General features: G+C 42.4%; 27 protein-coding genes. 11 read left to right on the forward strand and 16 right to left on the reverse strand.

Going from position 1 to position 26,180, the window contains the following annotated elements; genetic code table 11:
* Window positions 1-6: 6 nt before the first annotated feature.
* Together gap and ABIB50_RS11895 are read left to right on the forward strand one after the other, a co-directional pair.
* Window positions 7-1,002, forward strand: coding sequence for a type I glyceraldehyde-3-phosphate dehydrogenase (gap, locus tag ABIB50_RS11890; RefSeq protein ID WP_429379943.1), 996 nt, complete (start codon window positions 7-9; stop codon window positions 1,000-1,002).
* Window positions 1,003-1,162: 160 nt separating this feature from the next.
* A complete protein-coding gene (locus tag ABIB50_RS11895) occupies window positions 1,163-2,239 on the forward strand; it encodes an alpha/beta fold hydrolase (RefSeq protein WP_429379944.1) in 1,077 nt (358 codons plus the stop codon).
* A 3-nt stretch (window positions 2,240-2,242) separates the two neighbouring features.
* Here ABIB50_RS11895 and ABIB50_RS11900 read toward each other — a convergent pair whose 3' ends face one another.
* The 4 genes from ABIB50_RS11900 to ABIB50_RS11915 all read right to left on the reverse strand — a co-directional run bounded on the left by ABIB50_RS11900 (window position 2,243) and on the right by ABIB50_RS11915 (window position 3,609).
* Complete coding sequence (locus ABIB50_RS11900) at window positions 2,243-2,497, reverse strand: DUF2442 domain-containing protein (RefSeq protein ID WP_429379945.1); 255 nt, start codon at window positions 2,495-2,497, stop codon at window positions 2,243-2,245.
* A 4-nt stretch (window positions 2,498-2,501) separates the two neighbouring features.
* On the reverse strand, window positions 2,502-2,771 hold the full coding sequence (locus tag ABIB50_RS11905) for a DUF4160 domain-containing protein (protein ID WP_429379946.1): 270 nt from the start codon (window positions 2,769-2,771) through the stop codon (window positions 2,502-2,504).
* A gap of 123 nt (window positions 2,772-2,894) precedes the next feature.
* A complete protein-coding gene (locus tag ABIB50_RS11910) occupies window positions 2,895-3,281 on the reverse strand; it encodes a YtxH domain-containing protein (protein WP_429379947.1) in 387 nt (128 codons plus the stop codon).
* 133 nt (window positions 3,282-3,414) lie between these two features.
* Window positions 3,415-3,609: a cold-shock protein gene (locus ABIB50_RS11915; RefSeq protein ID WP_429379948.1), complete on the reverse strand. Its 195-nt coding sequence runs from the start codon at window positions 3,607-3,609 to the stop codon at window positions 3,415-3,417.
* Window positions 3,610-3,757: 148 nt separating this feature from the next.
* Here ABIB50_RS11915 and ABIB50_RS11920 point away from each other — a divergent pair, with 148 nt between their 5' ends.
* Window positions 3,758-4,120, forward strand: coding sequence for a hypothetical protein (locus ABIB50_RS11920; RefSeq protein WP_429379949.1), 363 nt, complete (start codon window positions 3,758-3,760; stop codon window positions 4,118-4,120).
* 107 nt (window positions 4,121-4,227) lie between these two features.
* Window positions 4,228-4,884, forward strand: a complete 657-nt coding sequence (locus ABIB50_RS11925; protein ID WP_429379950.1) for an HAD family hydrolase — start codon at window positions 4,228-4,230, stop codon at window positions 4,882-4,884.
* A 28-nt stretch (window positions 4,885-4,912) separates the two neighbouring features.
* Here the strand turns inward: ABIB50_RS11925 and lysA are convergent, their stop codons facing one another.
* The 3 genes from lysA to ABIB50_RS11940 form a co-directional block, all read right to left on the reverse strand.
* Window positions 4,913-6,073 carry a diaminopimelate decarboxylase gene (lysA, locus tag ABIB50_RS11930; RefSeq protein WP_429379951.1) on the reverse strand — a complete coding sequence of 387 codons (1,161 nt, stop codon included), beginning with the start codon at window positions 6,071-6,073 and terminating at the stop codon, window positions 4,913-4,915.
* 104 nt (window positions 6,074-6,177) lie between these two features.
* Complete coding sequence (locus ABIB50_RS11935; protein WP_429379952.1) at window positions 6,178-7,488, reverse strand: aspartate kinase; 1,311 nt, start codon at window positions 7,486-7,488, stop codon at window positions 6,178-6,180.
* Between the two features lie 361 nt (window positions 7,489-7,849).
* Window positions 7,850-8,350 carry a DUF892 family protein gene (locus ABIB50_RS11940; protein WP_429379953.1) on the reverse strand — a complete coding sequence of 167 codons (501 nt, stop codon included), beginning with the start codon at window positions 8,348-8,350 and terminating at the stop codon, window positions 7,850-7,852.
* Window positions 8,351-8,474: 124 nt separating this feature from the next.
* Here ABIB50_RS11940 and ABIB50_RS11945 point away from each other — a divergent pair, with 124 nt between their 5' ends.
* Window positions 8,475-9,419 carry a Smr/MutS family protein gene (locus tag ABIB50_RS11945; RefSeq protein ID WP_429379954.1) on the forward strand — a complete coding sequence of 315 codons (945 nt, stop codon included), beginning with the start codon at window positions 8,475-8,477 and terminating at the stop codon, window positions 9,417-9,419.
* A gap of 116 nt (window positions 9,420-9,535) precedes the next feature.
* Here ABIB50_RS11945 and ABIB50_RS11950 read toward each other — a convergent pair whose 3' ends face one another.
* Window positions 9,536-10,558, reverse strand: coding sequence for a glycosyltransferase family protein (locus ABIB50_RS11950; RefSeq protein WP_429379955.1), 1,023 nt, complete (start codon window positions 10,556-10,558; stop codon window positions 9,536-9,538).
* Window positions 10,559-10,808: 250 nt separating this feature from the next.
* Between ABIB50_RS11950 and ABIB50_RS11955 the strand changes: the two genes are divergently transcribed.
* The 5 genes from ABIB50_RS11955 (at window position 10,809) to ABIB50_RS11975 (ending at window position 17,164) form a co-directional block, all read left to right on the forward strand.
* Window positions 10,809-11,858, forward strand: coding sequence for an acyltransferase (locus tag ABIB50_RS11955; RefSeq protein ID WP_429379956.1), 1,050 nt, complete (start codon window positions 10,809-10,811; stop codon window positions 11,856-11,858).
* A 22-nt stretch (window positions 11,859-11,880) separates the two neighbouring features.
* Complete coding sequence (locus tag ABIB50_RS11960; protein ID WP_429379957.1) at window positions 11,881-12,519, forward strand: START domain-containing protein; 639 nt, start codon at window positions 11,881-11,883, stop codon at window positions 12,517-12,519.
* Between the two features lie 102 nt (window positions 12,520-12,621).
* Window positions 12,622-15,363: a glycoside hydrolase family 2 TIM barrel-domain containing protein gene (locus ABIB50_RS11965; protein WP_429379958.1), complete on the forward strand. Its 2,742-nt coding sequence runs from the start codon at window positions 12,622-12,624 to the stop codon at window positions 15,361-15,363.
* Window positions 15,364-15,627: 264 nt separating this feature from the next.
* Entirely contained in the window at window positions 15,628-16,410 is a 783-nt protein-coding gene (locus ABIB50_RS11970; protein WP_429379959.1) for an ABC transporter ATP-binding protein, read from the forward strand.
* Window positions 16,411-16,414: 4 nt separating this feature from the next.
* Window positions 16,415-17,164, forward strand: a complete 750-nt coding sequence (locus tag ABIB50_RS11975; RefSeq protein WP_429379960.1) for an ABC transporter permease — start codon at window positions 16,415-16,417, stop codon at window positions 17,162-17,164.
* Window positions 17,165-17,487: 323 nt separating this feature from the next.
* On the opposite strand, the gene ABIB50_RS11980 is transcribed toward ABIB50_RS11975, so the two are convergent.
* Complete coding sequence (locus ABIB50_RS11980; RefSeq protein WP_429379961.1) at window positions 17,488-19,902, reverse strand: M1 family metallopeptidase; 2,415 nt, start codon at window positions 19,900-19,902, stop codon at window positions 17,488-17,490.
* A gap of 43 nt (window positions 19,903-19,945) precedes the next feature.
* Window positions 19,946-20,524, reverse strand: coding sequence for a HupE/UreJ family protein (locus ABIB50_RS11985; protein ID WP_429379962.1), 579 nt, complete (start codon window positions 20,522-20,524; stop codon window positions 19,946-19,948).
* Window positions 20,525-20,602: 78 nt separating this feature from the next.
* On the opposite strand from ABIB50_RS11985, the gene ABIB50_RS11990 reads away from it, so the two are divergent.
* The gene (locus ABIB50_RS11990; RefSeq protein WP_429379963.1) at window positions 20,603-21,097 is read left to right on the forward strand and encodes a DUF6702 family protein; all 495 of its coding nucleotides are present in this window, start codon (window positions 20,603-20,605) and stop codon (window positions 21,095-21,097) included.
* Window positions 21,098-21,294: 197 nt separating this feature from the next.
* Here ABIB50_RS11990 and ABIB50_RS11995 read toward each other — a convergent pair whose 3' ends face one another.
* The 6 genes from ABIB50_RS11995 to ABIB50_RS12020 form a co-directional block, all read right to left on the reverse strand.
* Window positions 21,295-22,926 (reverse strand): ArnT family glycosyltransferase, encoded by a 1,632-nt coding sequence (locus ABIB50_RS11995; protein ID WP_429379964.1) that lies wholly within the window; start codon window positions 22,924-22,926, stop codon window positions 21,295-21,297.
* A gap of 89 nt (window positions 22,927-23,015) precedes the next feature.
* Window positions 23,016-23,231 carry a hypothetical protein gene (locus ABIB50_RS12000; RefSeq protein ID WP_429379965.1) on the reverse strand — a complete coding sequence of 72 codons (216 nt, stop codon included), beginning with the start codon at window positions 23,229-23,231 and terminating at the stop codon, window positions 23,016-23,018.
* 119 nt (window positions 23,232-23,350) lie between these two features.
* The gene (locus ABIB50_RS12005; RefSeq protein ID WP_429379966.1) at window positions 23,351-23,821 is read right to left on the reverse strand and encodes a VOC family protein; all 471 of its coding nucleotides are present in this window, start codon (window positions 23,819-23,821) and stop codon (window positions 23,351-23,353) included.
* Between the two features lie 102 nt (window positions 23,822-23,923).
* On the reverse strand, window positions 23,924-24,448 hold the full coding sequence (locus ABIB50_RS12010) for a hypothetical protein (protein ID WP_429379967.1): 525 nt from the start codon (window positions 24,446-24,448) through the stop codon (window positions 23,924-23,926).
* Window positions 24,449-24,548: 100 nt separating this feature from the next.
* Complete coding sequence (locus ABIB50_RS12015; protein ID WP_429379968.1) at window positions 24,549-24,785, reverse strand: hypothetical protein; 237 nt, start codon at window positions 24,783-24,785, stop codon at window positions 24,549-24,551.
* Window positions 24,786-24,843: 58 nt separating this feature from the next.
* The gene (locus ABIB50_RS12020; RefSeq protein WP_429379969.1) at window positions 24,844-26,046 is read right to left on the reverse strand and encodes a sensor histidine kinase; all 1,203 of its coding nucleotides are present in this window, start codon (window positions 26,044-26,046) and stop codon (window positions 24,844-24,846) included.
* Window positions 26,047-26,180 lie beyond the last annotated feature (134 nt).

Genomic DNA, 26,180 nt, shown 5'->3' on the forward strand with positions numbered 1-26,180 from the left:
AAAATCATGAAAATAGGAATTAACGGTTTCGGCCGTATTGGCCGCCTGGCATTCAGAGCTGCAGTTGACAGACCAGATATTGAAGTTGTTGGTATTAATGACCTTGTTGAGCCTGATTACATGGCTTACATGTTAAAATACGATTCAACTCACGGTCAGTTTAAAGGCACTATTGCTGTTGAGGGCGGACATTTGGTTGTAAACGGTAAAACTATACGTGTAACTGCTGAAAAGGACCCTGCTAACCTTAAATGGAACGAAGTAGGTGCCGAAGTTGTTATTGAATCAACCGGTTTATTCTTAACAATGGAGAGTGCACAAAAACATATCGACGCAGGCGCTAAAAAAGTTGTAATGAGCGCACCGGCAAAAGATGATACCCCTACATTTGTAATGGGTGTTAACCATAAATTATTAAGAGCAGATCAAAATATCGTATCAAACGCTTCATGTACCACTAACTGTTTAGCACCTATCGCTAAAGTATTAAATGATAAATTTGGTATAGAAGAAGGTTTGATGAGCACTATCCACGCGGTAACTGCTACTCAAAAAACAGTTGATGGCCCGTCTGCAAAAGACTGGAGAGGTGGCCGTGGTGCTTACCAAAACATTATCCCTTCATCAACAGGCGCAGCTAAAGCTGTAGGCTTAGTTCTTCCTGAATTAAAAGGTAAATTAACAGGTATGTCATTCCGTGTTCCGGTTGCCGACGTTTCTGTAGTTGATTTGGTTGTACGCCTTAAAACTCCTGCTACTTACGAGGATATTAAAACCGCAATGAAGGAAGCATCAGAAGGCGACCTTAAAGGTATTTTAGGTTATACTGAAGACGAAGTTGTATCTGAGGATTTTAAAGGTGATGCACGTACATCAATTTTTGATGCAAAAGCTGGTATCGCTTTAAACAACAACTTTGTTAAAGTTGTATCATGGTATGATAACGAGTGGGGTTATTCAAACAAACTAATAGATTTAGTTCAGGAATTGGGTAAATTATAAGACACCCCCCTAACCCCCTGAAGGGGGAATAATGGTTTAGTAAAAAGCCTCCGAGTTATCGGGGGCTTTTTTTGTTTACCATCCCGTCGAGCCGAAACAAGTTCAGGATGACTTGGCGGATAAATTTGTATATTAGTACTACTCACATAACCGTTGAACCATGCGTAAATACACCTTACTTATCCTGCTGTCAGTAGCTTTTGCAACCAAAGCGCAATCAACTTATCCAACACCCATAGAAGGCGATTACAAAGCCAAAGATTTCACCTTTGAGAGCGGCGAAAAGCTGGCCGAAATGAACATACATTACATTACCGTAGGTCAACCGTATAAAGATGCTGCGGGCAATATCAGCAACGGCATACTGATAACACACGGCACCACCGGCGACTCGAAAGGATTGGTATCTATACAACGTTTCTCGGGCAATTTATTTGGCGCGGGGCAGGTGCTGGATGCCACCAAATACTTCATTGTGTTTATTGATGGCATAGGCCACGGTAAATCAAGCAAGCCCAGCGACGGCCTGCACATGAAGTTTCCTAAATATACTTACAACGATATGGTGAAAGCGCAACACCTGCTGATTACTGAACACTTGGGTATTAAACACCTGCGCCTGGTTATGGGCACATCAATGGGGGCTATGCATACCTGGGTTTGGGGTTATACTTATCCCGATTTTATGGACGCACTGATGCCGCTGGCAAGTAACCCGGTTGAAATTGCCGGCCGCAACCGCATGACCCGGAAGCTGGCCATTGACCTGATAGAAAACGACCCGGCCTGGATGGGCGGCGAGTATAAGACACAACCCAAAGAGGGCCTGATAGGTGCCGCTGCAGTTTTAATGTTTATGGGCAGCAGCCCGCTGCAAATGCAAAAAGCAGCACCAACCCGTGAGCAGGAAGATGCCATAGTTGAACGTACCTGGAAACGCTACCAAACCACGCTTGACGCTAACGATGTTATTTACGCTTTTGATGCATCGCGCAATTACAATCCGTCGCCTTACCTGACAAAGATCAAAGCACCATTATTTGCTATAAACTCGGCCGATGACGAAGTTAACCCGCCCGAACTTGGCTTTATGGAACGTGAGATAAAAAAAGTAGCAAAGGGCCGCTATATCCTGCTGCCTATTACAGACCAAACTTCAGGGCACGGCACACACTCCAACCCAACAGTTTGGGGCGAGTACTTAAAGGAGTTAATGAAGATATCGGATAAGCAATAATAATTATGCCTGTACTAAGGATTGAAGTGGCTTGCTTTCTAAATATAAGGTATCGGGATCAAAATCTACATCCCCATCCCACTGTACAATACCATCAATAGCCTTTACTTTTTTACAAAAATTTTCATTATTTAATGGTTCATATACAGGATAATTAAGATAAGCGCTAAAATCAAACTGTTTCACTTCTCCGTTTTTAAATGTTAGAAGTAATTGATGATTACCCGTATATTTTGCTGTTAACACTCTTGGATTCATACTTTTATTTTAAAGGGTCTATCCTAAATACTTTATTGCCGGTAACTGCCAGTTCCCAATTAGCCATTAGGTCTTCTTTGTGAATTTCTATCCATGCTAATAATAACTTTTCTTTATTAGCAGGCAGTGAACCTTCTAATAGCTTGCCATTAGGTATTTCGTAAACCGCTTCAACGCCACTATATTTAACATGAATATGTGGTAGACTATGTTGCCTGGTATCTAAGTAATACATAGCTACAATTAATCCATAAAACATCGAAATAACCGGCATACTTATTTTTTTATAAATATAAAAAATCTTTCAAACAGTTTTACTGCTAACAAAAACGCCTGCACAAAAAGTGCAGGCGTTTTAATGTGTTTATAATACCTCCGCCAATTGGGGATAGAGGGGCTACGCGTTCTGAATAGAATCATTCAGATCATCAGCCACATTTTTTACTTTAGATTTTGCATTGCTTGCCTGATCTTTCGCTTCATCGGCAACATCATCAGCTTTTGAGCGGATCTCATCAGACACACCGTCTCTATAATTATACAGATCATCAGCAGCGCTGCCAAATTTTGATTTAGCTTTTTCAAAGGCACTGGTACCATACTCTTTTAACTGATCGGATGCTGAACGCGCGCGGTCCTTTGCTCTTCCAACAACGTCGTCGGCATAACCGGCTATGCTACCCCTGGTTTCTTCACCTTTATCGGGTGCAAATAATAATCCAAGTACCGCGCCTGCGGCTGCACCTACTAATAAGGCTGCTATAAGTTTTGATTGATCTTTCATGGTTTTCAATTTTTTATGTAGATATGTACCTGTAACACAACAACAGTGCCAACCTCGGCCGCTCGGTTGGGCCAAAAAAAAACATCCGCCTATTGGGCGGATGTTTTTGGAATACGTTTAGAAAATATTATACTTAGATAACTTTTACATTTACCGCATTAAGGCCTTTTCTGCCGTTCTCTACTTCGAACTCAACTTTATCGTTTTCACGGATTTCGTCGATCAGACCTGTTGAATGAACAAATACATCCTGGCCACCGTTTTCTGGTGTAATAAATCCGAATCCTTTTGTTTCATTAAAAAATTTTACTGTTCCTTCTTTTTGCATTATATTATATATTATTAAAGTACAAATGTAGACATAATAATCTATAACGACGGTAACCGGTAAGTAATTAAATAGCGACAGGCCATAAACAACCGTCTTATAAAGCGCCATAATTTGTACTTTTACGGCTGGTAATTAAACAAAAAAAATGAAGAAACTGATTATTGTTACCGGCTTGTTAATAGCCGCTACTACCATAAAAACCTACGGACAAACCAGCATAGCTGCTAAAGATGCGGCCAAGCATATTAACGAGAAAGTTGTTATTTGCGACCAGATTTTTGGCGGTAAGTTTTTAAGCGGCGCAAATATTACTTTGGTTGATGTAGGCGGCAGCCACCCTAATGAAGCCTTAACCCTTTTAATTAAAGGCGACGACCGTAAGAAATTTAAAGTAGCGCCCGAAGAATACTTTAAAGGTAAAAAAGTATGCATAACAGGGCAGGTGATAGATTATAAAGGCAAACCCGAAATTGTAGTTACGGATACGTTACAAATAAAACTGCAATAATTTACAACTGTACCAGGTGTACCAGGTGTACCAGCTGTGTCAGGTGTGTCACCTGTACCTGGCACAGTACAGCAGTACAATAAGCTATTTTAACCAATACTACATTTATGAAAGCTTTTATCTTTGATTTAAACGGTACTATGGTTGACGACATGGAATACCATGCCAAAGCCTGGCGACGATTATTAAACGACGAGTTAGGCGGAAGCTTTACCCCGGCTGAAGTAAAGGAGCAGATGTACGGCAAAAACCCCGAAGTGCTGGTACGTATGTTTGGGCAGGACAGGTTTACCCTTGATGAGATGAACATGCTATCGCTCGAAAAGGAAAAGCAATACCAGGCCGAGTTTTTACCCCATCTTAAACTGGTTAACGGCCTGGATAAATTCCTGGAAACGGCCTGGCAAAAAGGGATCCCAATGGCTATTGGGTCGGCAGCCATACCCTATAATATTGATTACGTATTGGATAATTTAAACATCAGGCATTATTTTACCGCTATTATAAGCGCTGATGATGTAGAGCTAAGCAAGCCTAACCCCGAAACTTATTTAAAAGCTGCTGAGAAACTATACGTATCGGTAACGGATTGCATTGTATTTGAAGACGTGCCTAAAGGAGCGGAAGCAGCTTTAAACGCCGGGATGAACGCGGTAATATTAACCACCACACACCAGCAGCATGAGTTTGAAGCATATCAAAACATCCTGCATTTTTCTGCTGATTACACCGGCGATTTTTTTGATCAGTTATTACTGCGTTAGTACGTTTTTATAAGGCTATAAATTTTAATTACTCCGAATACACACTCTGTACCCTTTCGCGCAGGTTATACCCTGACGCCATTACCTCGCCATAAGCGCCGGCGCTGCGCACCGCGATAATATCGCCACGGAAAGACTCGGGCAGATCGACATCCTTACGGAAACAATCGGTACTCTCGCATATTGGCCCAACAACGTCATACTTTAAGTCTTGAGTAGTGGGTGATGAGTTTTGAGTTAGATTTTCTATTACATGGTACGCCTGGTACAGCATTGGGCGGATCAATTCGGTCATGCCGGCATCAAGTACCAAAAAGTTTTTCTTTTGTCCGTTTTTAACATACAGCACCCTGCTTATTAACGAAGCGCTTTGTGCCACCAATGCGCGGCCCAATTCGAAGTGAACTTCCTGGCCCGGTTTTACATTTAAAAAGTCTTTAAATACTTTAAAATAGCTTTCAAAATCGCTTATGGTATTGGTATCCGGGTTATAATAATCAACCCCTAAACCGCCGCCTGTATTTAAAACTTTAATCTGGAAGCCGTGATCTTCAAACCAGTCCTGCATTTCGTTGATACGGATACAAAGGCTTTTGTAAACTTCCATATCTGTTATTTGCGACCCGATATGAAAATGGATCCCTAAAAATTCAAGATTCTTGCTGGCACGTAAGGCCTCAACCACGTCGGTTAATTGCCAGGTGTTAACGCCAAATTTATTCTCGTCTAAACCGGTAGTAATAAAATGATGGGTATGCGCATCAACATTCGGGTTAATGCGGATAGCCACTTTGGCCACTTTGTTTTTAGCTGCTGCCAGTTCATTGATGATATGCAGCTCCTGTACCGATTCAACATTAAAGCAGAAGATATCAGCATCCAGCGCCAGGTTTATTTCTTTGTCTGATTTACCAACGCCCGCGAAAACCACTTTCTCTTTACCAAAGCCATGTTCAATAGCTGCTTTAACCTCGCCACCGCTTACACAATCGGCACCAAAACCAAACGACTGGATCATATCAAGCACCTTCGGGTTAAAGTTAGCCTTTAAAGCATAATGCACATGGAAATTGTATTGAGCCGAAGCATCATGACAAGCCTGTAAGGTTTGGCGCAGCACCTCCATATCATAATAATAAAATGGCGTTTCGGTAGACTGGAATTTGGTAATAGTGTCTGAATTAAACATGTTGTTGTAAAGTCTTTTTGTCATTCTGAGCATAGCGAAGAATCTGCAAAGTATGCTTACGCCGCTCGGCAGATGCTTCGTTCCTCAGCATGACAAATTTAATATTAAAATAATCTGCTGTGCAAACTCCTTAAAGCTTCCACCTTATCTTCGGTTTTAACCAGTACAGATAAGTTATGATTACTGCCGCCGTATGATATCATGCGTAACGGAAGGTGTTTGATAGCCTCTAATACGCGCGAGCCAAATCCGTGCTTATCGGTGGCAAAATCACCCACAACGCAAATAATGGTCTGGTCTGAATCCACCTCAACATCGCCGAAGGCTTTAAGCTCACCCAAGATCTCATCAAGATGCGTGGTGTCATCAATGGTTAATGATACCGCGACTTCGGAGGTGGTGATCATGTCTATAGATGTTTTATAGCGCTCAAAAACCTCGAATACACGCCGTAAAAAGCCATAAGCCAATAACATGCGGCTTGAGTTTATTTTTACAGCGGTTATACCATCTTTAGCTGCAATGGATTTGATCTGGTTCTTTTCGCTATCGTTGGTTATTAAGGTGCCCCGGGCCTGTGGGTCCATGGTGTTTAACAAACGTACCGGTATTTTATACTTTTGCGCCGGGAACACACTTTGCGGGTGCAGGATCTTGGCGCCAAAGTAAGCCAGCTCGGCAGCTTCATCAAATGATAGTTGTGCGATAGGCTTGGTGCCCTTAACAATCCGCGGATCATTATTGTGCATGCCGTCAATATCGGTCCAGATCTGTACCTCTTCGCTGCGGATACCAGCTCCAATTAATGACGCGGTATAATCACTGCCACCACGGCGCAGGTTATCAATTTCGCCAAAAGCATTGCGGCAAATATAGCCCTGGGTTATAAACAGGTTGTTGTTTGGTGCTGCTTCTAATAATGGCGTAAGGTATGTGGTAATATGGTCAACATCAGGCTCATTATCCTCATCAGTTTTCATAAACTCTAACGCGGGTAACAAAACAGATGGTACGCCTATCTCTTTTAAATATACGTGATATAGCGTGGTTGATAACAACTCGCCCTGCGCCAATATGATCTTGTCTTCGATAGAAGTAAACAGGTCGTTAGCCAGGTTGCTTAACAAACCAAAATGATAGTCGATAACTTCTTTACCTTGTCCTAAAAATTCGGGACTGGCAAATAGTTCCTTTATAAAGGTTTCGTACTTATCCTTTAAAGCAGTAATCAATGAGGCAGCCTTTGGTTTATCGCCCGCTAAGTATGCCTGCCCAATCTCTACCAAACCATTTGTTGTACCCGATACGGCCGATAGCACAACAATTTGCCTTTCTGAAGCATCAATAATATCCAGAAGCTTTTTCATGCGCTCCGGGCTGCCTACTGATGTCCCGCCAAATTTTAAAACTTTCATTATAATTTTGTTAATGCAAACCCTATACGCAAGTACCTGGTTTGAGGGGCTAAAAATAGGATTTTAACCCCTATATATCATATACTAAAATCACAAAATGAAAATGAAGATTGGTAAACTATGATTTACCTTAAGCGTATTAATCTGTGAAATTGAATTATTAAGGCCATTAATTGTTATAGAAGTGTTAAAATACTGACTAACTCGTCTGTTTTTAATAATAGTGGCTTTGTTTGCTTGTTTAGCATAAAAATTATATATTAATTTGTCTCAGGTTATTTTAATAGGGGTATTAAATAGCTATAACGAGCCACTTGCTTTATGCAGGTGGCTTAATTTTTTTATAGCAATTTGTACAGGTTTATTGTACGTATTCTTTCGCGATAAGCACAAATAGTTCGTCGTTATCTACACACTCATCAAAACATTCTTTTAGTAATTGTTCTATATGGTCGTAGTTAAGCTGTTTGGCAATAACTTTTAGTAAACCGTAGCAGGCGATATTGATATGTTCCAGCATCTGCATATACATAATAAGGTCCATATCGTTTAAAATGGCCAGCTCGTGCTTCTGATCCAGGCAAAACTCATCCTTAATAATAGCTTTAAGGGGGTTGCAATTTTTATCAGATGGTAACTCGCCAATTGTTTTGTAAATCACCTCCATCCGGGCTATCTGTTTTTTCACATCCTCCCAAAATTCGCCCATACCCAACTTAAGCCCCTTAAATGATGCTATATCAATTAAGTTAGGCATTTTTTTATCCAGGTAAGTTTTGGCAAAGTAGATTCGGTTTAAATTATGTACAAATACCTTGTATTGTAATTGTTTGTCGAGTGGTTGGGGTTTAATAGCGCTCATGATATGGCCGGGTGATTTAATGCTTCAAAGACAATTTTAATAATATCACTAATACAACAATTTAAGCTAAATGTTTTGCTGTAATGATAATATATAAGGTAGCTTTGCCTGATTAATACTATATATGAAATATAAATTAGGTGACTTTGTAAGGTTTGTTGACGAGAAAATGGAGGGCCACATTACCCGCATTATTGATGAGGAGATGATAGGTGTAACCACCGAAGATGATTTTGAGATACCTGTATTGGCCCGCAAAGTTACCCTGGTGCATGGTTACAAAGCGCCTGGAACAGAAATTGCAACGGAAACAAATGAACCGCAAACACCACAAGGCGAGTTTAAAACAAAAGGCATTTATTTAGGCGTAGTGCCCGATACCAAAGTAAATTCGGTAGTGCATTTTAACTTGATAAACTATACCTCGTTTCAATTGCTGATTGCGCTGACAACCGAAAAGCAGGCATTTAAAGGGGAATATGCCGGGATAGTTGCGCCTCAATCGGCAGTAAAAATATACTCGGCCCAACTGGCCGATCTTCAGCTATGGCCAAAACTTGTGCTGAATATACTGTATTACACCACGCAGAATTTTGAAGCGCCATCGCCATTAACTATAACCGAAAAATTTAAGGCTAAAGATTTTGCCGGAAGCAAGAAGGATTTACCGGTGCTAAACCAACAAGGCTGGCTGATACAATTGGATGAGCCAGATTTTGTAATAGATGCCGAGCAGTTAAAAGAAAGTTTTTATAAACCTGCAGAAGAAAAAGTGGTGGTTACCAAACCTTCGCGCGAAGTTGACCTGCACATCGAAAAGCTGCGCGACGACTACCAGTTTATAAACAGCACCGAAATATTAAAGATCCAACTGGATTATTTTAATAAAGCGTTGGACGCGGCCATAGTGCACCAGCTAAATGATATCGTATTTATACACGGCGCCGGTAATGGCACACTGCGTAACGAGATCCATAGATCTTTAGGCAAACATCCCAAAGTCCAAACCTTTATGGATGCGCTAAAAGAGAAGTTTGGCTATGGAGCTACAAGGGTGGTGTTAAAATAAAGCTCTACTCCCTGTCATTCCGAAACGAGGAACGAGTGAGGAATCTTAAACAAGCGATCCGCTTGAAAGCGTTTAAGATTTCTCGCTGCGCTTAGAAATGACATGCTTTTTGGATTTTACTGCGCTACCAGGGTGTCAGTGAAATAACTTGTCTCTGCATATTGCTCAAATAGCAAATCAAGCACTTTTTGGGTGTTATCGGGGTAGTTTACTTTAATTACCTGGCCGTTGTTAAGCCAATCCAGTATCTTTTCGTCGTGTTTTGGTTTCAGGCTTTTTATAACCGGTACACCCATGTCCTTTAAAGCCGCGGCGTTAAGCTGCTGTTCGTACTGATTTTTCATCGGGATAACCAATAGCTTTTTCTTCAGAAACAACGCCTCGGCCGGGGTTTCAAAACCACCGCCGCAGAGTACGCCGGCGCTTGTAGCCATGCTTTTAATAAATGCTTTATTATCAATAGGCTGTATAGATACGTTTTTGTGTTTGAATACCTTTTTATTGTGTTTTGAGAAAACATCCCACTCCACTTCTTTAAACTCCGACAAGCGATTTATCAAACGCTTATCATCATAAGCGGGAAGGTAAACGGTGTAATGCCCTTTGTTGCTTACTTCATGCTCGCGCACTTGCTGGCGTATAACCGGGGTAAATATATTTTTATCAAAGCTTTTAAAATGGAAGCCAAATTGCGCTGTAACCGGCGCGTAGTTTTTCAGTATCAGCCTGCCTATCATATCTACTTCGGCAGGTTTCGGCGCTTTATCGTGCAATACCGCGGCCTGGTGGCTCAAACTAATACAAGGCTTGTTTTTTATATAACATGCCCATGCAGATACCGGTTCAAAGTCATTAATAACCAGGTCGTATTTATCTATAGGCAGGTCCTTTATCTCTTTAATAAACTTCCTGAATCTCGATTTTAAAAATGATCCCCAAAGGTCAACTCCGCCCGACTTGCCAAACACAAATCCAAAGCCATGCAGCTTATATTTGACAGGGAAAGGCAGGTTCAAATCGCCTTGCGTACCACTTACCAGCACATCAACATCACCCATTTTTTTAAGCAGGGGGACAATATCCATAGACCGGCTTAGGTGGCCGTTCCCGGTTCCTTGTATGGCGTATAAAATTTTCATGATATGGGGTAAATTAAATTGCGGAGAAATAGTTTTAAATAAATAAAGAGCGCATGCATGCGCTCTTTACTATTAACTGATCTTATTAGTTCAATGAAAAAAGAACGATTTGGTAATACCTCAAATGAATAATATTACAAAAGTAAGGCACGGCTGTTAAGTCACTGTTAAGTTTATATTAGTTGTTTACCTAATTAACTTAATCGGCTTTTAGTATAAATGTGTTACTTTTAAACACCATTTTAACTGGATGACCATCGCGAAAAGCCACAATCTTGATTGGATAAACAGCCTAAGGCTGATAGCATTATTTGCAGTAATAATGTTGCACGTTTCGGCTATCCCGTTAGGGCAATATGGGCATGTATCCACCGCCACCTGGCTTGCTGCCGATTTTTACAACGCGCTGGTACGTTTTGCTGTGCCGGTATTTGTAATGATAACAGGTGCGCTAACCCTGCACCGGGATTACGAGCTGGGAGCCTTCCTTAAAAAACGTTTAAGCAGGGTAGTGGTACCGTTTTTATTCTGGAGTTTGGTGTATGTGGGATACTCGTGGTATATCGAAGAAATAAGTTTTGATGCTGATACCTGGACAAATATTAAACAGGTGCTGCATCAATTAAAATACGGTAGCTCCTACCATTTATGGTATGTATATATGCTGATAGGGCTTTACTTTTTTATCCCCATCATCAGCAAATTTGTGCGCAATGCAACCAAACGCGAAATAGAATATTTTTTGGGGATGTGGCTGATCATCATGTTTATAAGCCAGCCAATAATTATGCGCTTTAACCCGCAGGTCGACCTGCATTATTTTGCCGGGTATGCCGGCTATTTAGTATTGGGGCATTACCTTACTTTTAACATCAATTACAGCAAAGGGTTGGTTAGGTGGATGTGGGTATTATTCTTTAGCGTATTGATGCTGATCTTCACCGGCACCTATCTGCTTTATAAATATACTACGCTAATAACCCTATTGTATGAGCCCCTTGGCCCGGCGATAGTGCTGTTAGCGTCAAGTGTATTTTTATTAGGGCGATTTACAAAGCTGCAACTACCACCAATACTGCTAAAGGCCAAAAACTTTGCTTGTGAGTATAATTTCGGCATTTATTTAAGCCATGCGTTGGTGCTTTATTTTCTGGATGATCCGTTTGGTATCAGTTTTAAATTATGCACGCCGATAATAAGTATCCCGGTAACGGCAATTATATGTTTTATCTTGTCGTTATTGGTGGTGTGGTTATTGAGTAAGTTGCCGGTAATTGGTAAATGGTTGGCCGGATTGTAACACCGCGATTAAAATTTGATATATGAAATTAAAAATTTCCCTCTTACTGGCATTAATATTTATAACCAAACTGGCCATAGCCCAGGATGAATGGGAGTTTAAAACTCAAAGCGAGGGTATTAAAGTTTACAGCAATGCTAAATCAACGTTAAAAGTAAAACCTATAAAGGTAGAGTGCATTTTTAACGCGACACCAGCGCAGATAACTGCAGTTTTGTTCGATATAAAAAACTACACGGACTGGGTTTATAAAAACAAACTAACATCGGTTGTTAAACAAGTATCGCCTACCGACTTGTTTTATTACGCCGAGATCAACATGCCATGGCCGGCCCAGAACCGCGATTTTATAGCGCATATTACCGCTACCCAAAACCCGGATACCAAAGTAATAACTGTTGATGCTCCTTCCGTATCCGGCATGGTGCCTGTTAAAGAACGCATTTCAAGAATAAAAAAATCAATAGGCAAATGGGTAATGACACCTGTGGGGAATAGTCAAACCAACATAACGTATTACCTTCAAATTGAGCCTGATGGCGGCGCACCGGCCTGGCTCATTAATATGTTTCTGTCGGATGGCCCGATGCAGAGTTTTAAAAAATTAAAGCTACAGGTGCAAAAACCGGCCTACAGGAACGTGCAGCAATTGTTTAAGTAGCAATATTGCAACATCTTCATTACGCAATCGATAGCGTAGTTTATCTGCTGTTAATACGGGTCAGTATTGTTAGCTTAGCGGTAGTTAAACCAACTTTAAATTATGAAGAAGTACTGCTTAGCCACCCTCGGGCTATTTATTACACTAACATCATTCGCGCAATCAACAATAACTAAATATTTATCAGGCACCGATAAGGACCACACCGTACAATGGGATTTCTTTTGTACCGATGGCCGGTTAAGCGGCAAGTGGTCAAAAATTGCTGTGCCTTCATGCTGGGAACTGCAAGGCTTTGGTGCCTATAACTATGGCGGCGATAAAAACAAAGCTCATGAAAGCGGCATGTACAAGCATGAGTTTGCTGTAGGTGCCTGGAGCGGTAAGCGCGTCTTCATCGTGTTTGAAGGCTCCATGACCGATACTAAAGTTACTATTAACGGTAAATCAGCCGGCCCAATCCATCAGGGCAGCTTTTACCGGTTTAAATATGATATAACCGACCTGGTGAAATTCAACGCGCAAAACCTTTTGGAAGTTACGGTTGATAAAATGTCGGCAAACGCCGGTGTTAATGATGCCGAACGTAACTACAGCGATTTCTGGGTATTTGGTGGCATCTATCGCCCGGTTTACTTAGAGGTTGTTCCTGAAACTTATATTGATCATACCGCCGTAAATGCAAAGGCCGACGGTTCATTTCAATTAGATGTATATGCTAAAAATCTGAAAGACGGTGATATTATTGAAGGCCAGGTGCAAAAACTAAACGGCCAAAATGTTGGCAAGCGTTTTACAGTAGCAGCTAATACTTCTGCTGATCGTTCAACATTGACAAGTAATTTCACCAGGCCTGCATTATGGAGTGCCGAATATCCTAACCTGTACCAGGTTATAGTTACTATAAAAGGTAAACAAGGCGCAGGCCATCGCATTAAACAAAAATTTGGGTTCCGTACTGTTGAGGTACGCCCCCAGGATGGCTTGTATGTTAATGGCGCAAAAGAGATTTTAAAAGGTAACTGCCGCCATAGCTTCTGGCCTGAAACAGGGCGTACGCTTAGCCATAAAGTGCACCTGATGGACGTGAAGGCCATGAAGGACATGAATGACAACGCGGTGCGGATGTCGCATTACCCACCCGACCAGGATTTCCTGGATGTGTGCGATTCATTAGGTATTTATGTACTGGACGAGTTAACCGGCTGGCAGCATAAGTATGACACCTTGGTAGGTCATAAATTGGTTAAAGAAATGGTGGTGCGTGATGTTAACCACCCATCCATCCTGTTTTGGGATAACGGAAATGAGGGCGGCTTTAATTTCCAATTGGATAATGATTATGCTTTATATGATCCGCAGAAACGGACAGTGCTGCACCCCTGGTCGAACTTTAATGGCGTAGATACGCACCACTATCCCGATTATAATGGCATTGTTAAAGCAACGGCAGCCAAAGATATATTTATGCCTACCGAGTTTATGCACGGCCTGTATGATGGCGGCGCGGGGGCAGGGCTGGAAGACTTTTGGGATAAAATGATGAAACATCCGCAGGCGGCAGGCGGCTTTATTTGGGCTTTGGTTGATGAGGATGTTATCCGTACAGATAGAAACAATACTTATGATGGTATCGGTAACCGTGCGCCCGACGGGATCCTGGGTCCGCACCGCGAAAAGGAGGGCAGCTTTTATACGATAAAGGAGATCTGGTCGCCGGTATATATCCACCCTGAACCAATTGATAAAACTTTTAATGGTAAAATAGCGGTGGAGAACCGTTATACCTTCACAAAACTAAGTCAGTGTAAGTTTAAATGGCAGCTGGTTAAGCTACCATCGGCGGCAGCTAAAACAACTAAGGCAATAACCACGGCTACAGGCGTACCGCTACCGTTAGAACTACAACCCGGCGAAAAAGGCACGCTTAACTTACACCTGCCTGCAACCTGGGCAAGTAGCGACGCGCTTTATTTAACAGCCTACGGCCCGCACGGTGAAGAACTGTTTACCTGGAGCTGGGCCATTAAAGCGCCTGCTGCTATAGCTAAAGCACCTGTAGTTGGTGATAACGCTGCCATAAAAGGACAACTCACCGATAATGAATTGGTGGTTAAAAGCGATGGCAAGACATATTATTTTGATAAGACCACAGGCTATATTGAAAAAGTAGTTAAAGCTGGTAAAGAGATCTCCTTATCAGGTGGACCGGTATTGGCAGGCGTTAACACTACTTTAAAGTCATTTACCTACAATGCCGAGGGCAAGGCGTTTGTAGTAGAAGCTGATTACCAGGGCGACGCTACCATGCATGTAAAATGGACCTTCGCGCCAGGTAAACGGGTTAAATTAGATTACACTTATACCCAAACCGGCGACTTCGACTTTTTAGGTATCACTTTTAATTATCCCGAAGAGAAGGTGACCGGCATGAAATGGCTGGGCCGTGGCCCGTACCGCGTTTGGCAAAACCGTGTGCCGGGGCAGCAATTTGGCGTTTGGCACAAGGCCTATAACAATACCATAACCGGCCAGGACTGGGGCTACCCCGAGTTTAAAGGTTACCACGGCGAGGTTAACTGGGCAGTGATAGAGAATAATGAGTCGCCGTTTACGGTTTATATGGATAATAAAAACATGTACCTGCAAATGTACAAGCCGGCAACAGAGAAGGACCCGGTTAAGAATGTGCAACCTGCGTTTCCAACAGGCAACATTGGTTTCCTTAATGCCATAAGCGCTATTGGTACCAAGTTCCAGGCAAGCAACAAGATGGGCCCGCAAAGCCAGAAGGCGCATGTTGATGGTGCACCGATAAGCAATACGTTGTGGTTTGAGTTTTAGATAATAATGATAGAGAATTACAGGAGGCTCCGCTGGAGCCTTTTGTGTTTCTATATGTTGCCTATAAACAGGTAGCTCCTCTGGAGCTTTGGCTCAGCAAAATACACCCCCTGGCTCCGGAGGAGCCCCGTGTTTATAGCAAAGTTACACCGATCTTTCGGCTCCAGCGGAGCCTCCTTTGCAACCAACATAATCCTTAATAAAGTTTAAGTATTATTGTAATAAAATTGAGGTGCCCGTATCTAATTACCAAACTAAACAAATATGACTATTGAACAGGATAAATACATTTTAAGTGTGGAGGGCCTTGGCGTTAGTTATGGCGACTTTGTAGCTGTAAAGGATGTTGGGTTTAACGTTTTACACGGCGAGATATTTGGCTTGCTTGGCCCTAACGGCGCCGGTAAAACAAGTACGCTAAGCTCTATCGAAGGTTTATTAAAATACAAAACAGGTACCATCATTGTGGACGGGCAGGACGTACAGCAAAAGCCATTGCATGCCAAGGCATCGATGGGGGTGCAGCTGCAATCAACCAGTTTCCAGCCCGAGTTGAACGTTATCCAGATCCTGCAGTTATTCTGCGGCATCTACGGTGTTCCAAAAAGCAAGGACGAGATAAAGCAGATCCTAAAAGAGATCAGCCTTGAAGAGCATGGCAAGAAAAAGTTCGGGCAGTTATCAGGCGGACAGCAGCAACGCGTATCGCTGGTGATATCAACTATCCATAACCCCAAATTGGTGCTGTTAGACGAGCCTACAACAGGCCTCGACCCGCAATCGCGGCGCCAGTTATGGGAGCGTATCGAAGCTTTTCGTGAAAAGGGACATGCGGTGCTGCTGACTACCCATTCAATGGAAGAGGCTGAGGCAATCTGCGACCGTATCGCTATCATCGACCACGGACGTGTTATCGCTGTCGATACCCCACAGGCCCTGATAGACAAACACAAAAACGACCCGGAAGTAAAAGCGGTATCGCGCCGTGGCAAAGTAACTTTAGAGGATGTATTTATCGCCTTAACCGGCAAAGCTGTAAGAGAATAATATTATGGAAACAACTATACCAAAAACTTCAACCGTATTTGCCACATTGTTTAGGGCTGATATGGCTACATTGCTAAGTAACCGCCGGTCGGCAGTGATTTCTTTGTTTGTACCGATGATCGTATTGTTTACCTGGAAAGGACTCATCAAACACGTAGGCGGCCCTACCGTGTTAGCTACAGCGTTAGCTATTGGCCTTATTGCTATTGGTTTGATGGGTTACACATTGTCGGTAGCAAAAGATAGGGACAAAGGCATTTTTCAACGCCTGCGCGTGGCACCAGTGCCAACCTGGGTTATCATGACAAGCCGTATCACTATACAACTGATGATGATTATTGTATTAACATTGTTTGTATTTATTGTGGGCTATCAATATGATGGAGTTATGCTCTCGCCGGCAGGCTATGTAGTCACTTTTTTTATAGCCATTCTTGGTGGTGCAGTTTATCTAAGCCTGGGCCAGCTTATTGTAGGGCTAATCAAAAACTTCGAAACCATTAATGCGGTAACGCGCATAACCTATTTTATATTCATTATGGTGGGTATGGTAGGCGAACTAATGATCCAAAACAAGAACTTAAAAGAAGCCGTACGCTTTTCGCCATATGGTTGTGTGAAAATTATGCTTGCATCAGGTATGGAACCCGCTAAGTGGGTAAATGATACCACCATCGCTGTATTGATATCTATTGGTTACATTATTGTATTTGCAGGTATTGGTATCAGTAAATTTAAGTGGAGTACTAAATAGTTTTATTATCAGGTGATCCACTTAAAAATATGGATCACCTGGATCACCATTTTTAGTTAACTTGTTGAAAATAAAACATTTAAATTTTATGGCGGATCACTTTGGATCACCCTTATTCGTCAGGGTTTTTAAGTATAATAATTTAACCAATTCTCTGATAATCAAATAATTGAAAATCAGTCATTTTTGACCAGTTTTTTACGGGTGGATCAGTAAATTTGGATCACTGGATCACATAAAAAACAATTAAAAAGGCCTCCCGACAACAGTCGCGAGGCCTTTATTTTATTACCCGATTTTACCCGTTTATTACCCGGATATACCTATTTATTACCCACTTGCATAGGCGTAATACCTGTAGTTTGGCCACGGCCCGGAAGGGTGGTACCAGCCTTTAGTTTAAATATGGCAAACTTCGATGGTTTAGGCATGGCGCCCCATACATTATTGCTTTCGTCAATATCGCCGGTTTCGCGCATAGGGTCAAGTTTTATGGAGGCTACTTCTTTATCGTGCATATAAAATTTAGATGCCTTTTGCTCATTTAACCGCCAGATCTGTGCAGGTATGCGATCGACCATCTTAGTACCGTCTTTAAATGTAAACTCAACAATTATCGGCATAACCAGGCCGCCTTTGTTGCCAAAGCTTACCATATAAAAATACTTGTTTGCGTATTTGGCTGCTTCAGCATCGCTTAACGGTTCGGTTTGCACGCCTGCAGCTGCCGGTTGGTTTTTTAGCATCACCGCAAATTTATTCTCATCAACAGTAACCAAACCACGGTCGTATTTCCAGTAAAAATCCTGGGTAGCTACATCTTTATCTGTCTGGAACACAATTTTTTCTTCCCTGTTCCTCACTTTCTGTATATCCTCGAAAGTATTTAAAGCCGGCGGGGTAGCTTTATTCGGATCAGCCAACTGCGTACCAACCGGCGTACGGGAAAATACAGGTTTGCCATTAATATCAGCTTTAGCTACGCTAACCGAATCTATCGAAATATCTACCGGATCAGTGCCATAAAACCAGCCTCTCCAAAACCAATCCAGGTCCTCGCCGCTGGCATCTTCCATGGTGCGGAAGAAATCGGCAGGGGTAGGGTGTTTAAACGCCCAGCGTTTGGCATATTCTTTAAACGAATAGTCAAACAGCTCGCGGCCCATAACTGTCTCGCGTAATATATTTAACGCGGTTGCCGGTTTGGCATAGGCGTTAGGTCCAAACATTACAATGTTTTCAGAGTTTGTCATTACCGGCTCCAGTTGGTTCTTAGGCAATTTCATGTAATCGGCAATAAGGTATGCAGGGCCTCTTTTAGACGGGAACTTATTATCCCATAAGCCCTCTGTCAGCATCTGCACAAACGAGTTTAAACCCTCGTCCATCCAGGTCCATTGGCGCTCATCGCTGTTTACAATCATCGGGAAGAAATTATGCCCAACCTCATGGATAATAACGCCTATCATGCCGTTTTTAACCGTTTCGCTATAGTTGCCATCCTTATCGGTACGGCCGTTGTTAAAACAGATCATCGGGTATTCCATACCGTTTGATGCCTCAACGCTTTGCGCAACCGGGTACGGGTAAGGGAACGTGAAATGCGAATAGCTTTTTATAGTATGTGCAATAACGCGGGTTGAATACCTGCTCCACAAATTGTATGATTCTTTACTGAAAAAGCTCATACACATCACTTTTTTGGTTTCTATATCCTGGCCCATGGCATCCCATACAAATTTGCGGGACGATGTCCACGCAAAGTCGCGCACGTTATTGGCCTGGAACACCCAGGTTTTTTTGGCTGATGATGGTGCAGCTTCGGCTTTTTTAGCTTCGGCCAGGGTTACTATCTCAACCGGTGTTGCCGATGTCGCTGCTTTTTGATAACGGGCCATTCTTTCAGGGCTTAATACCGCCGAATAATTGATACACTCTCCGGTACCGCCAACCGCGTGGTCGGCCGGAACGGTGATCTGTACTTTAAAGTTACCGAAGGTTAGGGCGAACTCGCCGGTGCCGGTAAACTGGTGATTTTGCCATCCCTGGAAATCGCTGTAAACACATAAGCGCGGATACCATTGCGCCATAGTAAACAGGTAATTACCATCAGCCGGGAAATATTCGTAACCGCCACGGCTGCCGGCATAAGCCAAACGGTCGGGGATCTTATACGTCCAGTTTACGTTAAAAACAAACTGCTGGCCGGGTTTTAAGGTGGCAGGCAGCTCAACCCGCATCATGGTTTTGTTGATGGTGTATTTAAGATTTTTGCCTAAGGCATCTGTTATTTTGGTGATCTTATCGCCATAGCCATTATCGGCAGATGCGTTGTTGTTACTCTCTGCAAAATCAAGCGTAGTCACAAAATTACCCTTAGGCATTAAGCTGCTGTTTGGATAGCCGGCGTTGTTTTTATTGCTATGCTCGTTCTCGTCCAGCTGCAGCCAGATATAGGTAAGCGGGTCGGGCGAGTTATTGAAATAGGTGATGGTTTCGCTGCCGGTAAGTTTTAGCGCTTTTTCATCAAGCTCGCACTTGATGTTATAATCGGCACGTTGCTGCCAGTACTTGTTGCCGGGTGCGCCGCTTGCGGTACGCTGCTCATTAGGCGTAGTTAAAATGGTGCCTAACTGCTCAAATTTGTTGCCATGGTTACTGCCGGGATTGTTTTGGATATCCTGTGCAAATGCCAGCGTAGTGGTGGCTAATAAAAGGCCCGTAAAAAGTAGTCTCATACTTGTTATGATGAATTTAATGTATAATAAGATCCGTTTAAATTTAAAGCGGCAATCTTTCGACCGCCATTTTAATAGCCAGCGCAAAAATACCTGCGGATAAAAAGTAGATCCAGTCCCTGCGGGCTATCTTGCCGAAAGATAGAAAAATATAGGCAAATACTAAAATTATGGCAACAACGAAGATCTGCCCGACTTCTAATCCCACATTAAAACCAAATAGCGCCATGCCGATCGACTGGTCTTTAGCCAGCATAATGCGCACGGCGTTGGCAAAGCCCATGCCGTGTATCAACCCAAAAAATAAGGCCAGGTAATAATTTATGCGTGCGCTGGCACCTTTTTTATCTATCTGGATGATGTTATTAAAGGCGGTAATAAAGATGGTGCAGGGGATTAAAAACTCTACCCATTTGCCGGGAAAACGGATAATGTCTAATACGCTCAAAGCCAAAGTAAGCGAGTGACCGATGGTAAACGCCGTAACCAATATCAACACTTTTTTAATATCGCCAAAAGTATAAACGGCCGCCAAAGCAAGTATAAATAACTGGTGATCCAACGCGTCGGCACTGATAATATGGTGCCAGCCCAGGCCAAAATAGAAAGCAAAATCAGACATAAATAAGAATTGCGCGTTGAAAGCGTTAAATTTAGCACGTTTTTATTTTATAGCGCTATGGCCCCTGTTTTTTATAATATGATATTAGGTTTTTTTATGCTGACGAATATTCTATCGGCAAATAAACCCGTGCCGCACCCGCTGCATGTTAGCACAACTGATATAAATTATAACGCTAAAGAAGGTAAGCTGGAAGTAACATGCACTATTTTTACCGACGATTTTGAAGCCGCGTTGGCCAAACAAAATCATACCAAAACCGACTTGGTTAAAGCCGATATGCACGCCGCAATGGATGTGCTGGTGAAAAACTATATGTCGGCCAACGTACATATCAGAACCACCGCTGCAGCCTTAGGATTTAACTATATAGGTTTTGAGGTAGACAAGGAAGCGGTTAACGTTTACTTCGAATCGGAAAAAACACCCACACCAAAACGGATTGATGCCGAGATTACCCTGCTGCACAACCTGTACACCGACCAGATGAATATTGTGCATATGACAGTCAATGGTACGCGCAAGAGTGAGAAGCTGGATTACCCGGTTAAGAAGGTGACGCAAACGTTTTAAACCAGTCAGGCTAAGGAAGCTCCGCTGGAGCCCGATAGTTCTCACCTGTATTTCTATAAACAGGAAACTCCTCTGGAGTTATAAATCAGGATAAAGTGTAAGCCAAGGCTCCAGAGGAGCCACGTGTTTATAGAAAATATTATAAAATGGATTTGGCTCCAGCGGAGCCTCCTGATTGATTGACAGGTTATAGTTTACTACTTCCCAAACGGCACCAACCCATTCAACTGCCTGTACAGCGGGTAATCAGGCAATTTCTGTTTAGATTGATGGAAGTTTTTGCAATAAAAAACCTGCAAATGTTCTTCAACCACGCCGCCGCGAATGATGGGGATATCCTCCAGTTGGGTTATGCTGTCGAAGAATGGTGTGCCATCATCTTTTATGGTTTCGTCATAAGCGTGGGCCTCGCCAATCATGATACAGTCTTTACCGATCAATCCCTTAGGATCAACCAGGAAAGCCAGGTTGCGCGGGTCGCGGTTAAAGCAGATGATGTCTTTTTTGCCTTTGAGTGCCCAATCAATTTTACCGGCCAGCCACCAGCGGGTACTTCCGGCAAATACATTAGGATTTTTTATCCAGCCTTCTTTTTCAAAGCGGGCCATTACATCATCATAATCAACACCCTGTATGGTTGGGTCTATTTTGCCGCCACCTAAGCTTGCCACCCATTTAGGGCCATAGCTTTGCCAGAAGCCGGTAACCAGGTGAAACCCAAGTACGGTTATGGTGATAATAGTAAAGTAGGTAGAGAAATTTATCCAGCGGCGGGTAAGGCGTTTGCGGCGCTCGTCTGCTCCATTCAACGCTTTATCAATAGCAAAACCTAAAGGCACAAACAGCATCATATAACCCGGCGCCTGCCAGTGAAAATGGTACTGCAGATCGGCCCAAAGGGTAAGCACCGTAAAAAACACAATGGGCAATACCGACATCCAAAAGTTAAAACCGTATTCCCACTTTACGCGCTCTTTCCAGCTTATAAATAATTGCCTTATGGTTGGGAACCAGATCCATGGCAATAACCATACAGCCTGGCCCAAAATGCTCCGTAAGAACCAGTCGAGGTGCAATTGAAAAGGCTCATCCCTTGTACCCGCCCTTGATCCCTGCCAAACAAACGATACCCAGTTGTTTTTATAGTTCCACCAGATAACCGGGGTGGCAAAAAGTATAGTAATAAATATTGCCAGGTAGGGGCCGGGATGTGCCAGCCAATGGCGTTGTTTTTTATTGGTGAGGATAAACATAAATACCCCGGCAAATAAAAACAGCACATGGTATTTACTCAGCGTAGCTAAACCCATGCAGATGCCTATAACTATCCACAACCAGTAAACTTTGGCTTTGTCGGTTTTAGGGTCGAGGGGTTTGGCTTCGCCGATGCCTAAAACTTTTACAATGTACCAGGTGCTTAGTAGCCAAAAGAACATCAGCGGTGCATCGGGTTGGTACCAGCAGGCAACGCCTACGGTAAACAGGGCGCTCAGGTTCATTACGGTTACCGCCCAAAATCCTGCGGCAGCATTAAATAACTTGCGGCCCAGTGCGAACAGCAGCCAGCTTGTGCCGGCAAACATTAAAACAGACGGAAAACGCAGCCCGAAATTGGTTAAACCAAACAAGCGGATACTTGCCCCACCGATCCAAAAGAACAACGGCGGCTGGTCGAAATAGCTCCAGTCTAAATGTATGGCACCGCGGAAATAGTACGATTCGCCGTTACCCAGGCCGGTGTAGGCAGCTATTAAACAACGGATAAAAAAAGTAACAATAATTAATACCAGCGTATATTTTGCGGCGTTTTGTTCTGTTATTTTCTTCATTAGTACGTTATATTTCTGCCACCAAAGGTCAAAAAAAAATACGAGTAAATGGTAATTACCCGTATTACAGTTTTAATAAGTTAACGATTTTAACCGGCTTTACGCAGTTTTACTAATCTTAATAATAACATTACAACGGCCACTACAAAAAATACCGAACCTGTACCCGATAATAAGATCCGCCAGGCCACACCCGCTTTAAGCGCGGCAACAAATGTGCAAATGGCATAAATTGCCAGGCATGAGTTTATGAATAAGGAGAAGCGTATTTGTTTTATTTGGTCTGTTGATGGTTTAGTATCCATGCGGGCTAAGATATAAAAACACATTGTCATTTCGAACGAAGAGAGAAATCTATACATTAAGCAGGCGTATAACTTGTCCGTGTATAGATCTCTCTCTTCGTTCGAGGATGACAAATTGGTCATTTAACCGCTTCTTCAAACTTGGCTATATCCATTTTAGTCATTTTCAACATGGCCTGCATTGCTTTTTTTGCTTTTGCCGGATCGCTGTTACCTAAAAATTTGCTAAGGTTCTCAGGCACTATTTGCCATGATAGGCCAAACTTATCTTTCAGCCAGCCGCAGCGGCTTTCCTGGCCGCCATCGGCAGTTAGGGCGTTCCAATAATAATCGATCTCGGCCTGATCGTTACAGTTCACATAAAATGATACAGCTTCGGTAAACTTAAACATCGGGCCGCCTGCCAGTGCCATAAATCTTTGGCCGGCCAATTCAAACTCGGCAGTTTGTACGGTTTCTACCGGGCCTTCGGTTATATCCTTCAAAGTAGATTTACTGATAACTTTTGAATCTTTAAAAATTTGGGTGTAATAGGTTATGGCCTCGCCCAAATTATTGTCAAACCATAAAAACGGGGTTATCTTGCTCATACTATTTAAGTTTAATGTACAAAGCAAATGTACCGCACATAGCTGCACCGCAAAGGGGGTATTTGAGACATTGTTTAGGGCCGATAAGGACTTTATCCGCCCTTAACCCAAATTAACATGGATATCCGGCGTTTGGCCTGATTTTTTGCTCTTCTTTAATTTATATACCTGGTAAGCCACACCAACAAGAAATGTTAATGTTAGCATGCCTAAGCCGGTTTGGATGATCGGATCATTTGGCCCGGTGGCTATCGGTTGAGAGATGGGTAAGCGGGTTAAGGTCTCAACTATAGCAGGGATGCACGACAGGAACAAAGTTGCCGACATTACAAAAACCTGTATATAATCTGCCAGCTTGCTAAACGGTTTGATAGCTTTTATATAAACGCCAATAGGCAATAAAGCTAAAACCATAACCCCAAGACCATGCGCGCCGGTAAAGTGCCCGGTTTTCATGATGGGGAAGGCGGTTAAGCAGGTAATTATGGTTAGCAAAACGTATAGTTTTCCGTGGCTGGTTAGCGGTAGTATTTTACCATCGCGCAGCAAACAATAAAACCCTGCAAATAAGGCAAAGATGCTAATTGCGGTATGGATGATTCCGAGGAGTGAAAGGTGGTTGGGCATGATATTAATTGTTTAGTGTTAAGGATGATTAATGTTAAGAAAAATCAACTTAAAATCCAAACAAAATATTGATACTCAAATTTGTATCCGGTAGCGCGACTTAAATATGATAACTCTCTAACTGATCGGCTATCAGGTGTAAAGTATTTTCGGGTACCAGGCCTGGGTTTTTGCAGATATGCAGGATCTTATGATTATCGGGTTCAAAGCTGCCAACGAACTGGCCGCCTTTAAAAATCTCGTACTTGCATTGTTCGCCCTCGTGGTGCATATAATCGCGCACTTCGAAATGCTGATTGGTATTGTCTATGGCTACTGATATTTCAAATTTCTCCATGATTGCAAATTAAGTGTATAGCTAAGAAACCCTAAAAACGCTTAATTGTTGGTGGATCTTACTTTTTTATCGACACAAAAAAAGTAGTTCCTTTTTCCAAAGCCGACTGTACATAGATGTTGCCGTTTAAGGCGTTCACCAAATCTTTTACAGTCGATAAACCAATGCCCGATCCTTTTTGATTATACCGGTCTGTTACCTTAAGGGTAAAGTTGTTCGAGAATATTTTTTCATGATAATGTTCGGCTATACCTATGCCGTTATCTTCAACTTCAAACCGGTAAAACTCTTCATCCTCGCTAAAAGCAACCTTAACAATGCCGTTATCTTTATTATTATACCTGATGGCATTACTCAGCAGGTTTATAAAAATTTGCTCAAAGGCAATAAGCGATAGCTGTAGTTCGGTAGCAATAACAGGCAGCTCTATACTGATATTATCAGGCACAGTTAACATGGCAACTATTTTTTGCAGAATGGTATTGGCATTAAACCGTTGTTTTTTAGCAATAAGTAATGATGGTTCTTTAGAGTAAGCCAGCATTTCTTCCACCAGTACCATTAAGTTTTTGGTAGCTATAATATTAAGATCAACCAAGCGGATACAGCCTTCGTCCTGTAGTTTTTCGTGCCTTATTTTCAGCGCCTGCGAGGTTAATAGAATACTGCTCAGCGGGTTTTTAATATCATGCGCGGCCATCGACGCGAATTTTTGGATCAACACGTTCGAGTTTAGCAACTCCTGGTTGGCAGCTTCAAGATGCATTACCTTACGGCGCAGCTCAAGCTTATCCATTACCTGTTTAGCCAATATTTTAAGATTTGTTTTTTGATTTTCATCCAATGTGCGCCTGGCCTGGTCGATAACACATAGTGTACCCAGCGCGTGGCCGTCTTCTGTAACCAATGGTACGCCTGCATAAAAGGTAATATTAGTTTCGCCGGTAACTAAAGGGTTGTTAGCAAAACGTTCATCGGCTTTAGCATCTTCAACCACCATGATATCATCGTACGATGCTATAGCGTGTGCACAAAAAGAGACATCGCGGGATGTTTCCCTTATTTCAACACCGGTATGGGCCTTGAACCATTGCCTGTTGCCGTCAATCAGGCTTATCAGGGCAACCGGCGTTTGGCAAATAGCCGACGCCAGGTCTGTAAGATCATCAAAGTCCTTTTCTTCTGCGGTATCTAAAATGTGGTAAGACTTTAGCGCGGTTAAACGCTCATCTTCATTAACCTCCCTTGCTATCAATGGCATAAATTGTGTATAAGGAAACCGCGTAAGTTACATCTAAATTTAAATGTGCTATCCTTTTTTGATAATCACTTAGAACTATCAGGAATAAACGCATAAAAGCGAATAATCGTTTGACCATTCGCTTTTATTATTAA

Source organism: Mucilaginibacter sp. UYCu711 (assembly GCF_050433825.1).
GTDB lineage: Bacteria > Bacteroidota > Bacteroidia > Sphingobacteriales > Sphingobacteriaceae > Mucilaginibacter.